Annotated in this window: 14 protein-coding genes; 4 read left to right on the top strand and 10 right to left on the bottom strand. The window is 50.6% G+C overall.

Features of this window, described 5'->3' with window-relative positions; translation table 11 throughout:
* Nucleotide 1: 1 nt before the first annotated feature.
* Entirely contained in the window at nucleotides 2-1114 is a 1113-nt protein-coding gene (gene citZ / locus QQK89_RS19680) for a citrate synthase (RefSeq protein WP_284240366.1), read from the bottom strand.
* Nucleotides 1115-1389: 275 nt separating this feature from the next.
* Here citZ and QQK89_RS19685 point away from each other — a divergent pair, with 275 nt between their 5' ends.
* Complete coding sequence (locus QQK89_RS19685; RefSeq protein ID WP_284240368.1) at nucleotides 1390-2919, top strand: Ppx/GppA phosphatase family protein; 1530 nt, start codon at nucleotides 1390-1392, stop codon at nucleotides 2917-2919.
* On the opposite strand, the gene QQK89_RS19690 is transcribed toward QQK89_RS19685, so the two are convergent.
* The 8 genes from QQK89_RS19690 to QQK89_RS19725 form a co-directional block, all read right to left on the bottom strand.
* Nucleotides 2910-4973, bottom strand: a complete 2064-nt coding sequence (locus tag QQK89_RS19690; RefSeq protein WP_284240369.1) for an RNA degradosome polyphosphate kinase — start codon at nucleotides 4971-4973, stop codon at nucleotides 2910-2912. The genes QQK89_RS19685 and QQK89_RS19690 overlap by 10 nt on opposite strands.
* A 117-nt stretch (nucleotides 4974-5090) precedes the next feature.
* Nucleotides 5091-5558 (bottom strand): acyl-CoA thioesterase, encoded by a 468-nt coding sequence (locus tag QQK89_RS19695; RefSeq protein WP_284240370.1) that lies wholly within the window; start codon nucleotides 5556-5558, stop codon nucleotides 5091-5093.
* 128 nt (nucleotides 5559-5686) lie between these two features.
* Nucleotides 5687-7441, bottom strand: a complete 1755-nt coding sequence (gene pyk, locus QQK89_RS19700; protein ID WP_284240371.1) for a pyruvate kinase — start codon at nucleotides 7439-7441, stop codon at nucleotides 5687-5689.
* A 90-nt stretch (nucleotides 7442-7531) separates the two neighbouring features.
* Entirely contained in the window at nucleotides 7532-8578 is a 1047-nt protein-coding gene (locus QQK89_RS19705; RefSeq protein ID WP_284240372.1) for an acetyl-CoA carboxylase carboxyltransferase subunit alpha, read from the bottom strand.
* Complete coding sequence (gene accD / locus QQK89_RS19710) at nucleotides 8568-9440, bottom strand: acetyl-CoA carboxylase, carboxyltransferase subunit beta (protein ID WP_284240374.1); 873 nt, start codon at nucleotides 9438-9440, stop codon at nucleotides 8568-8570. The genes QQK89_RS19705 and accD overlap by 11 nt, the downstream gene beginning before the upstream one ends.
* 36 nt (nucleotides 9441-9476) lie before the next feature.
* Nucleotides 9477-9665 (bottom strand): hypothetical protein, encoded by a 189-nt coding sequence (locus tag QQK89_RS19715; protein ID WP_015846041.1) that lies wholly within the window; start codon nucleotides 9663-9665, stop codon nucleotides 9477-9479.
* 96 nt (nucleotides 9666-9761) lie between these two features.
* Nucleotides 9762-10256 (bottom strand): phosphatidylglycerophosphatase A family protein, encoded by a 495-nt coding sequence (locus QQK89_RS19720; protein ID WP_284240375.1) that lies wholly within the window; start codon nucleotides 10254-10256, stop codon nucleotides 9762-9764.
* A gap of 128 nt (nucleotides 10257-10384) precedes the next feature.
* The gene (locus tag QQK89_RS19725; protein ID WP_284240376.1) at nucleotides 10385-14035 is read right to left on the bottom strand and encodes a DNA polymerase III subunit alpha; all 3651 of its coding nucleotides are present in this window, start codon (nucleotides 14033-14035) and stop codon (nucleotides 10385-10387) included.
* A gap of 125 nt (nucleotides 14036-14160) precedes the next feature.
* Between QQK89_RS19725 and QQK89_RS19730 the strand changes: the two genes are divergently transcribed.
* The 3 genes from QQK89_RS19730 (at nucleotide 14161) to QQK89_RS19740 (ending at nucleotide 15383) form a co-directional block, all read left to right on the top strand.
* Nucleotides 14161-14487: a YtrH family sporulation protein gene (locus QQK89_RS19730; protein WP_284240377.1), complete on the top strand. Its 327-nt coding sequence runs from the start codon at nucleotides 14161-14163 to the stop codon at nucleotides 14485-14487.
* Between the two features lie 3 nt (nucleotides 14488-14490).
* Nucleotides 14491-15006 (top strand): hypothetical protein, encoded by a 516-nt coding sequence (locus QQK89_RS19735; protein WP_284240378.1) that lies wholly within the window; start codon nucleotides 14491-14493, stop codon nucleotides 15004-15006.
* An 80-nt stretch (nucleotides 15007-15086) separates the two neighbouring features.
* Nucleotides 15087-15383: a YtpI family protein gene (locus QQK89_RS19740; protein WP_284240379.1), complete on the top strand. Its 297-nt coding sequence runs from the start codon at nucleotides 15087-15089 to the stop codon at nucleotides 15381-15383.
* A 171-nt stretch (nucleotides 15384-15554) separates the two neighbouring features.
* Here QQK89_RS19740 and QQK89_RS19745 read toward each other — a convergent pair whose 3' ends face one another.
* The gene (locus QQK89_RS19745; RefSeq protein WP_284240380.1) at nucleotides 15555-15905 is read right to left on the bottom strand and encodes a hypothetical protein; all 351 of its coding nucleotides are present in this window, start codon (nucleotides 15903-15905) and stop codon (nucleotides 15555-15557) included.
* Nucleotides 15906-16132 lie beyond the last annotated feature (227 nt).

A 16132-nucleotide genomic window follows, 5' to 3' on the forward strand; every position in this document is an offset into this window, starting at 1 on the left:
ATTAGCGCTGCTCGATTGGAATATATTTCGCGTTAACCGGGCCGACATAATCAGCACGAGGGCGAATCAGACGGTTGTTTTCGTATTGCTCAAGGATATGCGCGCTCCATCCCGAAACGCGGCTGATTGCAAAGATCGGCGTGAACAGGTCGCGAGGAATACCCAATGTAGTGTAAACCGATGCGGAGTAGAAATCAACATTTGGTTTCAGACCTTTTTGGCCCGTAACCATATCTTCGATCTTAATGGACATCTCGTACAGTTCCATGTTGCCGGTCAATTTGCCCAGCTCGCGGGACATTTGTTGCAGGTGCTTCGCGCGCGGGTCGCCGTCTTTGTATACGCGGTGGCCAAAGCCCATGATTTTTTGTTTGTTCGCAAGCGCGTTGTTGATATAACCTTCAACGTTGCTCATCGAACCGATTTCTTCAAGCATTACCATTACCGCTTCGTTAGCTCCGCCATGCAGCGGGCCTTTCAAAGCGCCGATTGCGGAAGTTACGCCGGAGTAAATATCGGACAGCGTAGCTACCGTTACGCGAGCCGCGAATGTCGATGCGTTAAGCTCGTGGTCCGCATGAAGAACAAGCGCTTGGTCCAGTGCTTTAACGGCAACTTCAGCCGGCTCTTCGCCAGTCAGCATGTACAGGAAGTTGTAAGCGATCGATACGCCTTGCTTAGGAGCAATCGGCTCTTTGCCGTCACGGATACGCGAGAAAGCGGCCACAACAGTCGGGAGCTGCGCTTGCAGCTTGATTGCTTTCAGCTGATTCGCTTCGGAAGACATTTCGTTTGCGGACTCATCGTACAGAGCAAGACTCGAGATCGCTGTGCGAAGCGCTGCCATCGAGTTTGTATTTTTAGGATACAATTTAATTTGTTCAATCACTTGAGCAGGGATAGCCGCATATTGATCCAGCTTCTTCTGCAAACCGTCAAGTTCGGAACGATTAGGGAGCTTACCGTACCACAGCAGGTAGGCAACCTCTTCAAATGTCGCATTTTCTGCAAGATCATCAATATTGATACCGCGATATGTCAAGACTCCATCAATAATGGAGCTGATCGACGAAGAAGCGGCCACAATTCCTTCAAGACCTTTAGTTGCTGTCATCGTTCTCTCTCCTCTAACTTGAAAAATTTTCGCCAAAATATAGTATTCTACTCGTCGCTATTAATCATAAATGATTTTGACAACGAAGTGAACAAAACCGGACATAGAAATGCTTTATCAGCGCTATAAAGTTTTTTTTCACTCTCTTTCTTCCACATTTTTCGCACAAAATGCTCCAGCTGCATTTTTCCCTAATACGGACAAAAATACCCGCTTTCCGTAAATCTAATTTATTGTGATAGAATAGAAGAAATATCAAGCACGGAGGAACAACAATGACGGAACAACGAATCGGCATCATTGATATTGGCTCTAATTCAGTCCGCCTTGTCGTTTATGAGCGGACCGCAAGCGGTGCTCACAGGGTTATTGACGGCGGCAAACGTCCTGCTCGCCTTGCGGAGCGAGTGGATGACAACGGCTACCTTCGCGAGGAAGCCATCACTGAGCTCCTTGGCACTCTGAATCATTTTACGATGATCTGCGCCCACAACCGTACCGGCCACATCCGGGCTGTAGCAACCGCGGCCATTCGGAATGCCTCGAATCGGTCGGAGATTCTTGAAACCATTAAATCCGAAACGGGTCTTACCATAGAATTGTTAAGCGGAGAAGATGAAGCGTCGTACGGTTTCCTTGGCATGATTAATGCCATGGACGTACAGGACGGCTTTCTTGTCGACATCGGAGGCGGCAGTACGGAAGTATCGCTATTCCGGGGGCGCGAACTTGTCCATTCCGTATCGTTCCCGTTTGGCTGCGTAAGCTTGAACCGTAAATACGCGGTAAAAGGAATGCTTACCGATGAAGGCTTGAGAAGTATTGAATCGCTCGTCATTGAGGCGGTCAAACAAGTGCCTTGGATAACGAAATCGCCTTCGTTGCCGCTGATTGGAGTAGGAGGAACGGCCCGCGCCATGGGGAAAATTCATCAGGCGGTGCACAAATATCCTTTTACCCAGACCCATAACTATCCTATGACCGGAGCAGACGCAGACTCGTTGTTCCAGGAGTTGTTCCACACCCCGCTAGATAAGCGGCGCAAAACACCCGGACTTTCGAAAGACCGCGTCGACGTCATCGTTCCGGGCATTGCCGTGCTGCGCACCTTGTTCCGGCTGCTCAAGACGTCTCATTACCGCATTTGCGGTGCCGGCCTGCGCGACGGACTGTTCCACGCAACCCGCTTTCCCGGCCGACCGGTTCATCAAGATGTGCTTGGTTTCAGCTTAAAAAATCTTAGCGCCTTGCACCCTGCGGCACCTAAGCAGCATGTTATGCAGGTCAACCGTCTGGCTCTTCAGCTATATGACGAACTTAGGCCGGTCCACCTGCTTCCAAACCGCGCAAAAGTCCTGCTGGATGCCGCATCAACCTTATTTCGGATCGGTGCGTCCATCGATTACTATGAATACGCCAAACATTCGTTTTATTTGATTGTCAATTCCCATTTGAACGGGCTCGCACACCGGGAAATTCTCATGATTGCAGCCATCGCTTCCTACAAAAGCAAAAACCGGACCCGTCAGCAGCTCTTTGAATATAAGGAACTGCTTAGCGAATCCGATTTGGATACCATTTATAGATTAGGCATTTTGCTTCAGCTCGCCGCTGCCCTCGACCGCAGCGAAACGCAAGCGATTGGCCGAATGGAAGCCGTTCAATCAGGCAATCAGCTACTGCTTCATCCCGTCCGTTCGGAAGGAACGCTTGCGGTTGAAGCGCGTGAAGTAGAGGAACTGTCCTCCGACTTCAAAAAACTGTGGAGTCTTGCGCCCGAACTGGTACAGCCCGATTACACGTAAAACTTCCATTGCGGGATCGATCGTGCTTCAAATTGACTGCGGAACGGCATCATATCGTTCTTAACATGAACGTAGGTGCCGTTTGCTTGCAGTTCTCTAGATTTGACGTTGTCATCCAGGTTCAGCTGCAGCATATTGATTAACGTTTTGCGGAGATTCTCGTCAAATACCGGACACATCAATTCAATGCGCCGCGTCAAATTCCTCGTCATCCAATCCGCGCTCGAGAGATAGATCTCTTCTTCGCCGCCGTTATAGAAATACATCACCCTGGAATGCTCCAGGAACCGGTCTACGATACTGATCACGCGAATGTTCTCGCTTCTCCCGTCCACTCCCGGCCTTAAGCAACATACTCCGCGGACGATTAATTCGATCTTCACTCCGGCTTGCGAGGCTTCGTACAGCTTATCGATCATTTCTTGATTCGATAGCGAATTCATCTTCGCAACAATGCGTCCTGCCTTCCCCTGATTGGCATTTGCAATCTCGCGGTCAATGAGGCGGAACAACTTCTCTTTCAAATCCGTTGGCGCAACGCCAAACGCTTTCCATTCATAAGGCGAAGAATAACCAGTTACCTCGTTAAACAAAGCGGAGGCATCGCTGCCGATAACCGGATGGGACGTAAACAGTCCGATATCGGTATATAGGCTTGCCGTGCTGTCATTATAATTGCCCGTACCCACATGGACGTAGCGGCGTAGAGTCCCCATTTCCCGGCGGACAACGAGGCAAATTTTTGCATGCGTCTTCAAGCCCACCAGACCGTAAACGACATGGCAGCCCGATTTCTCGAGTTGACGGGCCCACGCGATATTCCGTTCTTCATCAAACCTTGCTTTCAGCTCTACAACTACCGTAACTTGTTTGCCTGATTCCGCCGCCTTCGACAACGCCTGCACAAGCGCAGACTGGCCGCTGACACGGTATAACGTCATCTTGATCGCCAGTACATTCGGATCGTCCGCAGCCTGATCAATAAAATCATTAACGGCTTCAAACGACTCATACGGGTGATACATCAATACATCCCGCTGGCGGATCACTTCGAACATGTCATCCGTCTCGTCAAATTCATGCGGATATACCGGCTCAAGCCGGCTGTACCTGAGATTGTCATATCCAGGCAAAGAATGAACAAACCTCATCAGGAAGCTAAGATCCAGCGGACCGTCAATTTCGATCAGGTTGTCTTCAATCTCGAGCTCTTCCTTCAAAATCTCAAGAGCTATCGGATGCATACCCCGCGCTACTTCCAGACGCACCGGTATTCCCCAACGCCTTCTGCGCAGCTCCTTCTCAATCTCCTCCAGAAGATCTTCCGCTCCGTCTTCATTTAACGTAAGATCGGCATTGCGCGTAATTCTGAACGGATGAACGGCAAATGGCGTATAACCGTTAAACAAAGTCGTAATGTGATGCTCGATCAGATCTTCCAGCAGAACAAACTCCATCTTCTTGCTGTTCGTCCTGCCGGGGATCGCAACAAACCGCGGCAGGATGGACGGAACCTGAACGATAGCAAACAAGGGTTCTTCATCCGGCATTGAATTCTCTTGATGTAGCAGCACGGCCAAATACAGCTCTTTCGTATGTACGAGCGGAAATGGCCGGCTTTGGTCAACGGCCATTGGCGTTAACACAGGGAATACGATCTCCTGAAAATATTGCGATACCGTCTTGAACTGGTTTGCGTTCAGCTCTTCAACGGACGTAATGATAATGCCTTCACGTCCAAGACAGCGGAATACTTCTCTGTACGTTTTATATTGATCATAGACCATTTGGGTCGTCCGTTTAATCAATCTTTTCCATAACCCTGCAGGCGTATAGCCCGTAAAATCCATCTTCGTATAACCGGCACGGATCTGATCCTGAATGCCAGCTACTCTTACACTCATAAATTCATCCAGATTACTGGATACAATGGACAAAAACTTGGCGCGTTCAAGCAGAGGATTATTCGTATCCTGTGCTTCCTGGAGCACTCTGCGATTAAACTCGATCCAGCTTAAATCCCGGTTCACATAGTGGGACAATTGTCTTGTCATTCCTCACGCCTCCCCAATCATATCCGTATTATGACAGATGACTATTATTAGAATATTAACGATTTGTAAAGAGTAGGTTAACGAACGCTCCGCTGACCAGTAAGGAATATGAAACCTTTAGACCAAAGACTGCAGCAAGGCATACAATTGGGGGAGGCCTTTGTCTAGTCTTGCCGGGCGCCATTTCTCATTCACCCAGACATGTTTGGTTCCGCCCGCGACCAGTTTCTCTCCGGGTAAATCTTCATATTGATCTATAATTGACTGCTTAAACTGATCACTCTCTACCCTGCGAATCTCGGACTCAAAGGAAAGACGCACCGGTGAAAAGTCAGAAATACGCGTACATACTACTACCGTATCGTCATAACGCGCTGGCCGTTCATACCGGCACTCCAGATCAACAACCGGAAGCAATAAGCCCTCTTGCTCAATCGTTTTATAATCGTACCCCATCGCACGAATCAATTCGGTTCGTCCAATCTCAAACCAGGTTATGTAATTGCCATGAAAAACAACCCCCATCTGATCCGTTTCCTGATAACGGACCCGAAGAGGATGCAAAAACCATTTCTGTGACGGCATCTTATGAAGTTCCTCCTCTATGATCTCGGTGTTCCTTCCACTAATTTATCCTAACTCGAACAAAAGCGACGGTGAAAATTCACCATCGCTTCTGTTTTCTCCATTGCTAGAGAACTATGATATTTGTCTTACAGGACTTTAGCTTGTCCGGAGTATACAACACCAGTCTCGCCGTATACCGTTACTTCAGTACCGTCCATCAGCAGTTCCGTTGCATTCGAGATACCCAGAATTACCGGAATGCCAAGGTTAATGCCGCATACGGCTGCATGGCTAGTAATACCGCCTTGTTCCGTAATAACTGCAGCAGCTTTTTCGAAAGCAGGCATATATTCTTTGTCAGTCGATACCGTTACAAGAATCGAACCGCTAGTTACGCGTGCATTAGCTTCTTCTGGCGTGCGCGCTACAACGATGCGGCCAGTTGCCGTTTGGCTGCCGATCCCTTGGCCTTGTGCCAGAAGTTCGCCAACATGGTGGATCTTGATCAGGTTTGTTGTGCCTGCGCGGCCAACCGGAACACCTGCTGTAATAACGATCGTGTCGCCAAGGCTGATCAGGCCAGTGCTTCTAGCACCTGCTACTGCGTTCTCGAACATAGCGTCAGTTGTTTCAGCGGATTCGCCAAGTACCGGTCTAACGCCCCAAATCAGTGCCAGACGGCGCATAACTTTCTCATCGTTTGTAACTGCGATGATAGGCGCTTTAGGACGGTATTTGGATACCATGCGAGCTGTGAAGCCGCTTTGTGTCGATGTAACGATAGCTGCAGCGTTCAGGTCCAGAGCGGATACCGCTACGGCTTGGCTGATTGCTTCGGTAACTGTCGTTTGTTGAGCATTTGCTTGTTTCGTGAAGATCTCGCGATATTCAAGGGCAGCTTCTGCACGCTCAGCAATACGGGACATTGTCATTACGGCTTCAAGCGGATATTTACCGGCAGCTGTTTCGCCGGAGAGCATGATTGCATCTGTACCGTCGAAGATCGCGTTAGCCACGTCGCTCGCTTCAGCGCGAGTAGGACGCGGGTTGCGTTGCATGGAATCCAGCATTTGTGTAGCTGTAATAACCGGTTTGCCTGCGCGGTTACATTTTTCGATCATCATTTTTTGTACCAATGGTACTTCTTCAGCCGGAATCTCAACGCCAAGGTCGCCACGAGCAACCATCAGACCGTCGGATACTTCCAGAATCTCATCGAGGTTGTCTACGCCTTGTTGGTTCTCGATCTTGGAGATGATTTGGATGTGGCTTGCATTGTGACGCTCAAGCAGCTCGCGGATTTCAAGCACGTCGCTTGCTTTGCGAACGAACGATGCAGCGATGAAGTCGATACCTTGCTCGATGCCGAAGATGATATCGTTAGCGTCTTTTTCCGTGATACCCGGCAGGGAGATCGAAACGCCAGGAACGTTAACGCCCTTCTTGCCTTTGATTTGACCGCTGTTGTTGATGCGGCAGAAAATTTCAGTGCCTTGAACTTCTTCAACTGTCAAACCGATCAAGCCGTCGTCGATCAGAATCGTCGAACCAACGGTAACGTCGTTTGGCAGGTTGTTGTAAGTGATTGGCACCCGGTTGATGTCGCCCAGAATTTCTTCCGTTGTCAGCGCTACGCGCTCGCCTGCAACGAGTTCGATAGGCTCTTCTTTCAATTTGCCCAGACGGATTTCCGGACCTTTCGTGTCAAGCAGGATCGCTACGTTCGAACCCAGTTCTTTGTTAGCAATCTTGATGTTTTTGATACGGTTGCCATGCTCTTCAAAGTCGCCATGGGAGAAGTTCAGACGGGCAACGTTCATACCCGCTTTAATCAATTTCGTTGTGTTTTCCAGCGATTCGCTGGAAGGACCGATCGTACAAACAATTTTCGCTTTACGCATGTCTAATTTTCCTCCGTTTAGTGCCTGCTATAGTCATTATTAACAAAAATCTGAAACTTGAGCCGCGGCTTGTACAACTGCGTTTCAATCTTATACTTTTGCCGATTCCGTCATTTCGGAAGCTTCTGCTCCCGGCTCCTCCGCAACCTCTTCCGGAATTTCCTTAGAAGCAGCTTCGGCCATGCGGAATTCGCCGATCTTACGGAATTTATTGTAACGGTCTTCAATGAGTTGCTCGGATGTCATAGGCAGAAGTTCCGCCAAATGCTTCCACAATTTCTCCTTCAGCCGTTCCGCCGTGAATGCGAGATCTTTGTGCGCGCCGCCTTGCGGCTCTTCTATGATGTCCTCGATCACTTCGAACTCGAGCAAATCCTTCGCCGTAATTTTCATGGCTTCTGCTGCAATGTCCGCCTTTGTCGCATCCTTCCACAGAATGGAGGCTGCGCCATTTGGCGAAATAGCAGAATAAATCGCATTCTCAAGCATCAATACCCGGTTGCCGACGCCAAGGGCCAGTGCCCCGCCGCTGCCGCCTTCACCGATTACGATGCAGATAATCGGCACGCCAAATCCGGCCATCTCTCTAAGATTGCGGGCAATCGCTTCGGATTGGCCGCGCTCTTCGGCCGTATTGCCAGGATAAGCGCCCTTCGTATCAATAAGCGTAATAATCGGGCGGTTAAATTTGTTAGCTTGTTGCATAAGACGCAATGCTTTCCGGAATCCTTCCGGATGGGGACTGCCGAAGAAACGGGCAATGTTATCCTTCGTATCCTTGCCGCGTTGATGGCCGATTACCGTAACGGGCAGGCCGTTAAGCTTGGCAAGGCCGCCTACAATCGCAAGGTCGTCGGCAAACAATCGGTCTCCATGCAATTCCATGAAATCCGTAAATACGGCATGGATGAAATCAAGCGAGGTTGGACGTTGGTGAAGACGCGCGATATGCATCTTCTGCGCCGGAGACAATTCATTGTACAACTCTTCTTCCATTTGCTTGCACTTCTCTTCAAGACGCGCAATCTCTTCGGAAAAGTCCATACCGTTGCTCTCGGCCAGCGTCTTCAGCGTTGCAATCTTCTCCCGCAGATCACTGATCGGCTTCTCGAACGGAAGCATTTGTTCAGCCGCCATGGGATAATCCCTCCCTTACGGTATGCATATCAAGCAGCTTGCCTATCGTCGTCTTCATGTCCTTGCGGTGAACGACCAGGTCTAGCTGTCCGTGCTGCATGTTGAACTCTGCTGTCTGGAAGTTGTCCGGCAGCTTCTGGCGGATCGTCTGTTCGATTACGATACGGCCCGCAAAACCGACAAGCGCGCCGGGCTCGGCCAAATTGTAATCGCCAAGACTCGCGAAGCTGGCTGAAACCCCGCCCATCGTTGGATCTGTAAACACCGAAATGAACAAGCCTCCAGCTCCTTGAAACTTGGATAGAGCAGCGCTTGTTTTCGCCATTTGCATTAAGCTAAGTATACTTTCCTGCATACGGGCACCGCCCGATGTCGAGAAAATAAGCATAGGCAGCTTTTTCTCATGCGCCGCTTCGATTGCTCTTGTGATTTTCTCGCCAACGACAGATCCCATGCTACCGCTGAAGAAGTCAAAGCTCATAACCGCAACAACGACCGGTAAGCCATTAATCGCGCCTTCCCCAGTTACGACGGCATCGCGAAGATTAGGGTTTTTCTGCCTTTGCTGCTCAAGCTTCCCTTTGTATCCCGGGAATTCAAGCGGATCGACGGATTCCATCTCGGCATCGTATTCATACAAACGCCCGTCATCAAGCGTCATTCCAATCCGTTCCCAAGCGCTCAGACGGTAATGATGCCCGCACGACGAGCATACCTTCAAATTCTTATCCAATTCTTTGCTGTACTGAATGGTGCCGCATTTGGAGCACTTATTCATTAGACCTTCCGGTATGTCGCGTTTAGGCCGCTCAGAAGGGATGGTCGCATACTTCTTCTTTGAAAATAAGTCCTTAATTTGCAATGTGTGACACCTCTCAAGGGCGCAATAGTATAAGGTTTACGGTTGCATAATGGAGTTAAATACTTCCTGTACTTCCTCCAACTCACCCGAAGGAACCAAAATCTCATATTGCTGTTTAGACAGATTAACTGGACGGACTTTTACGAGAAAGCCTTCTTCCGTAAGCCGCTTCTTGATGTTGTCCGCGATTCTAGCGGTTGGAGCGATGTAAATGACCGTCCACATTATGGTACCTCCTGAAAACTTTGCCCGTAGCAAAGTTCGCATCTTCAAACAAGTCAATCCCGTTTAAGGCCATATGATGTCATAATGATACCACAGTCATGGCGAATCGGGCAAATGGTATCGGATGGCTTTTGGGTCCTGGTGCGCGATCCTTGCTGAAGCTGCCGCCGCCAGTCCTGCAACAAGGTCATCCAGAAACACGTGGATTTTCTCGCCTTTCAGATTCAGCTGACGAATAATGCCGGGCTTTACTTTATCCAAATATCCGAAACTCGTCAAGCCAATCATGCCATAAACATTCGTAATTCCTAGAGCTAAAGTCTCATCTACACCGTACAAGGACTCATCCGTTTCCATGATGGCCTGCAGCGGTTCCGGGAGCAAACGGCGCTCCGCCAGCTCGTCGAGAGCAATTCCGGTATAGAGGACGTATTGCACCTCGCGTTTTTCCAATACCGCCCTTACGCTTTCTTCGCATTCGGCAATAGTCAAATCGGCATTGTAGGGACGTTGCAGCGTATATACAATTTCTGCAATATCATCGACACTTACTCCACGCTTTTGCAACCATTTTTCGATTCCGGACGTCATGTCCATCCCTCCCGCATATGCTTGTACGTATTCATGCTACGTAAGCTGGGATTTAATCGGCGGCAACCGCCGCTTAATCCCACTTGTATCACTAAATGTATGCGGGAGATGACAAGTGTGTGCATAAATTATCTGACAATTACCGCTCCATGCCCCAAAAGCTGCTCAATCGCGCCAAATAATTGCGGCGAAGGCTTCGTCCGGTACGTTTCGCTTAGAGCAAGAGACCGCTGCTCGCGCTCGTAGAACAGGACGGTATCTAGCTGTCCGTGGTGGCTGGCAAGCAGCTTCTTGAGCTGCTCCAGCACATCCGGATGCTCGCGGGAAGCCGTGATTTTGATGTAGATTCGCTGCCGCTTCCGTTCCGCGGGAGCATTCGGACGTTCGGACGTTGCCGCGGAAGACTGCGGCTTCCGGGCGGCAGCTTGCTCTCTTGCCGCCGGCCGGGCTGCTGGACCTTGCGCAGGAGCCTGTTGCTGGGATTGCGGTTGATATCCTGGACCAGCCGCTCTTGCCGCGCGGGCGCTCGCCTGCTTCCGCAACCGGCTAACCTGCTCCGCAAGCTGTTCCGTACTCGCCGCTCCCTCCTGAATCGGGACGACATCCTCGATAAGCAGCTTAAAGTCTTCATCCTGATGCTGCACGGTTGCGTGGATGATCGCGAGGCCGCCTTTCTCAATCCGGTCCCCGCATCGCTTCCATACGGCAGGGAACACAACTCCTTCTGCTCGCATGACACGGTCTTCTACTTCAATAAAGCCCATCGCATTTCCTTTTTTATTCGTAAAAGGTTTCAAGGAAACAATTCTGGCACCAATGACGGCAGACGCGCCTTCTGCGACTTCGCCAAGCTCAATCATTCGATCCAAGCCAAGGGGCTCCAGCTGCTCGTCAACCGCATCCAGCGGATGGCCGGATAAATACAAGCCAAGCAATTCGCGCTCCAATTCCAGCTGCTCGCCGGTTGAATAGGGACGAACATCGGGCAACTCGACATCCCAATTCTGTACCTCGTCGAAACCAAACAGCTCAATCTGCAGCTCTTCGCGTTCCTTGCGCCACTTCAGTGCCGCGTCTACCGTTTCTTCAAGCGCGGCAAGCTGCTGCGCCCGGTGGCCCGGCAACGATTCAAGCGCGCCAGCTTGGATAAGCGATTCCAGTACGCGCTTGTTCACGACGCGCAAATCTACGCGCCGGCACAAATCAAGCAGGCTATCAAACGGACGTTCACGGCGTTCTTTCTCGAGTGCTTCAATCGCCTGCGTACCGACATTTTTGATGGCGGCAAGGCCAAACCGGACAGCGCCTTCCACCGGCGTAAACGTCACTCCGCTCTCGTTCACATCAGGCGGCAGCACCTCGATTCCCATACGCCGGCATTCATCCACGTATTCCGCCGTCTTCCGCTGGTTGCCGGTCACGGATGCGAGCATCGATGCCATGAACGGAACCGGGTAATGCGCCTTCAGCCAAGCGGTCTGGAAGGCAAGCACGCCATATGCCGCCGCATGGGCGCGCGGGAAGCCGTAATCGGCGAACCGGACGATCATATCGTACACAAGATTAGCATCTTCGCTGGCATAACCTTCCTTCGTGCTGCCCTGCACGAAATGCCCGCGTTGTTCGTCAAGCACTTCCCGTTTCTTCTTCGAAACGGCCCGGCGCAACAAATCCGCTTCTCCAAGCGAAAAACCAGCCATTGCGGATGCAATCTGCATGATCTGCTCCTGGTAAACGATAATGCCGTACGTATCGGCCAGAATCGGTTCAAGTGACGGATGCGGATACTCAACCGGCGCAAGCCCGTGTTTCCCTTGAATGTACTTCGGAATAAACTCCATTGGACCCGGACGGTACAAAGCCAGCACCGATACGATATCTTCAAATTCCGTTGGCTTCATCTCGCGGAGCACGCGTCTTACCCCCGTCGACTCGAGCTGAAAAATCCCCATCGTCTCGCCGCGGCCCAGCATAGCGTAAGTGACGGGATCATTGTCCGGCACTTTCCGGAAATCGATCTCTTTGCCGTATAGCCCCTTCACCCACGCAAGCGAACGTTCTACGATGGATAACGTGCGAAGGCCAAGAAAATCCATCTTGAGCAGTCCAACCGCTTCCAGATGCTCCATCGAATATTGCGTGAGCACCGACCGTTCGCCGCCTGCCTGCAGCGGAACATAATCGGTGAGCGGTCCGCCCGAAATGACGACGCCGGCGGCATGAGTAGAGGCATGGCGGGGCATGCCTTCCACCTTCAATGCCATTTGAATCATCGCGTTTGTCTTGGGCTGGCGTTCGCACGCTTCGCGTAGTCCATCGCTCTGCCGAAGCGCCTCTTCGAGCGTTATCCCAAGCTGTCCCGGAATTAACTTCGCTGCTCGGTCAACTTCGGCGAAAGGCACGTTCATCGCGCGTCCAACGTCCCGGACGGCGGCTTTGGCCGCCATCGTGCCGAACGTAATGATCTGCGCCACATGCTCATCGCCGTATTTGGCCGCCACATAAGCAATAACCTCATCGCGGCGCTCGTCGTTAAAGTCGATATCGATATCCGGCATCGTGATCCGTTCCGGATTAAGAAAGCGTTCAAAGAGCAACTTGTACTTGAGCGGGTCAACGTCGGTAATGCGCAACACATAGGCTACAAGGCTGCCCGCCGACGATCCCCGCCCCGGCCCCGTCCGAATGCCATGCTCATGAGCAAACCGGACAAAATCCCAAACAATAAGGAAATAATCGCTAAACCCCATGTTGTCGATAACAGACAGCTCATAAGCCAGTCTTGCCTCGGCACGTTCCCGGTATGCCGGATCCTCCGCCCATTGGGGCAATCCCGCATAACGGGCAGCTAGTCCATCGCGGCATAACTCGGCCAAATAAGCCGAAGAGTTCATGCCGCCCGGCACAGGCCGGAATACGGGTAGCGCCGCACGGCCGAACGTAAGCTCTAGTTGGCACTTGTCAGCAATCTCTAAAGTATGCTGAATAGCCTCCGGCACATGGCGGAACAACAGCGCCATCTCGTCTCCGCTTTTCATGTACAGCTGATCCGTCTGCATCTTCATCCGGTCCGTATCGTCAACCGATTTGCCGGTGCCGATGCAGATCAGGACATCCTGTACGGCCGCATCCTCGGTCGTCAAATAATGAACATCGTTGGTGGCCGTCAGCTTGATGCCCGTCTCCCGGGCCAGTTCGATCATGGCTCCAGCCACTTTTTTCTGGTCCAGCATCCCGTGGTCTTGGAGTTCCAGATAGAAGTCGTCTCCGAAAATCCGCTTGTATCGCAAAGCTGCCGTTAATGCTTCCTCTCGGCGGTCATGAAGAAGATGCTGAGAGATTTCACCATGCAGACATGAACTTAAACAAACGAGACCCTCGGAATGGGCCTCCAGTACTTCGGGATCGATTCGCGGCTTGTAATGGAAACCTTCCAGGTGGCCGATGGACACCAGCTTCATTAAGTTGCGGTAACCTGTTTCGTTCTTGGCAAGAAGAATCAAATGATAGATCGGATTGTCCTTGCGAGTCCCTTTGTCGAACCGGGATCCCGCCGTAAAATACATCTCGCAGCCGATAATCGGCTTAATGCCTTGCGCTAGGCAAGCTCTATAAAAAGGAATAGCTCCGTACATAACGCCGTGATCCGTAAGGGCAAGCGACTTCATCCCAAGCTCAGCAGCCCTTGCCACCAAATCGCGGATCCGGGCGGCGCCGTCAAGCAGGCTGTATTCGCTATGCACGTGCAAATGCACGAAGGAGGAATCTATGTTGTTCATCCGCTGGCACCCTCTTTCGGTTCTTATTCCTTCTATTTTATCATAATAGACCGCATACCGCCCATAGAATGGTAGTGAGACAGCCGGACAGGCTGGATGATGCGCTAAAAAGGCAGGTGTACCGTGTGAACGTCATTTTAACCAAGGCCGGACTGGATTTCTTTATCGCCTTTGGTGTTGTTATGGGGGGCTCCATGCTAGCTGGAATCGGTTCGGTCTTTCTGCTGCTGCCGCCTACTTCCATGATGCTGAGTACAGCCTCAAATCTGAAAATATGGGCGATTGTCGCTGCAGTCGGAGGATCTATCGATCCCATGCGCGTGATTGAGAGCAATATCTCGGAAGGGCATTTATCGCCTGCGGCTATTCAGATTGCTTATATTGCCATTGCCTTTCTTGGTGCCCATATGGGAACTGAGATGGTGAAGCTCATTTGCAAAGGAGCGGTATGACGCATGCGCGTACCTCCGTTCGAGCGATATGCCAAATGGGTGCAGATGCTAGGCGTACTGCTGCTTGGCATGCTGCTTGGCGCGATTGTCTACAATTCCATCTATCACGCCCAATTCGAGGCGCTTGTGAATTTGAAGAGCGACCTTGAGATTAAGCTGGAGCAATATGAAACGGATATAAAAAGTCTAACGCAATTCAAGAACCAGCACACTGTGATTAAGAGCGTGTTGCCTAGGATTGAGGAGGAGGCCGGGCAAAATACCGGACGGCCCCAGCTCGATAAAGTGACCGAAGCGGAGTTAATTAAGCGAATCAAGGCAGATCTCTCCGTCTTTCTCGGGCAAAGCATCTACGAGATTGACTCCGATGCCCAGCTGGCAAGGAGACTATTGAGCAACAAGATTTATACCAATGTCCTTGAAAAAGACTACTCCATCGATATCACCACGATTCTTGTAGCCGAGAACAAGCTGCAGGTATGGGTCAAAGTAAGGCTGTACGCAAGGCCGCCTTCTTAAATCGCATTTATTTCCGGTTTTGGGTGAATTCATGCTACAATAGCGGCATTGAGATTACAAAAGGAGCTGTCGTTTCTACCATGGATTCACTCCTGCAATGGGTGTTTGCGCCGGGCATTATGATTACGCTTGCGCTAACCGTCTTCTTCAGCTTTAAATCCCGCCGTTCCGTGGACATGCGTTCGCGGGGACTTCATGCTTCGCGGATGAATATCAGCATGGGCTTTATGCTCATGTTTATCGCCGGCGTTCAGCTGTTTCTCTCCGGCACCTCGACGGTACGGATTGTCATCGGGGCGATTTTCCTCGTGATCGGATTTTTCAATTTGTTTGCGGGGTTGCGTAACCACAGTGTTTATCGGACGATGCAGCAGTAGCTTTTGTTCTAAAAAGCATTCTCTACGTGAACATATATCTCTTCCGATCGCCATTGGTTCCGGATTCCTTTCATTTGAAGTTGGTCATAGTAGGAATCCGGTAACCAAAAGCGAACATTTTATTTCTCCAGAGATATATGTTCACTCCGTTCACCTTTTTAAAAAGAAAGCTCAACTGCCCGTCCTTGGGTAGCCGGAAGAGCCGACCTTGCTTGCGCGGGTCGGCTTTTTGTTTTGTTTGGTTATTTTCTTGCGTCGTAGCCTAGGATACGCTTCGTTGAGGGATCCTCTTACGATTGAAACTTTGGCTTCTCTCCAATCCCCCGTTATGGTCTTCCTTGCATTCTCATTCAGGTTCTGCCATGCAATCTCCCTAAGGGAAACCGCTGTTTGAAGGAACATAGTATCTGCATCGGGTATAGGCTCGGCCTTATTTGTGTTATTTGTACTGCACCCCGTTATTGACGCGATAATTAGGATAAGAACAACTACGCTGCACATCCATCTTCTTGCTTCTGCCATAGCGACCTCCAGGAACTCTTCTTTGATAATAACTGAACGGATTGTTTTGCAAAAAGGTTGCCGCTCGCCTCGCCTTGCTAAGCTGGCCACAACATCATAAGTGAAGGAAAGTTTTCTTTTACTTAAGTTTGGCCTAGTACTGGGTGGCTAGTATTGCATATACTAAGCACATCTTAGTACAGGAGGCTGATGTCAAATGATGAACCTATCGATTGTTTTTGTTCCCA

The organism is Paenibacillus glycanilyticus, from assembly GCF_030161375.1.
Lineage (GTDB): Bacteria > Bacillota > Bacilli > Paenibacillales > Paenibacillaceae > Pristimantibacillus > Pristimantibacillus glycanilyticus_B.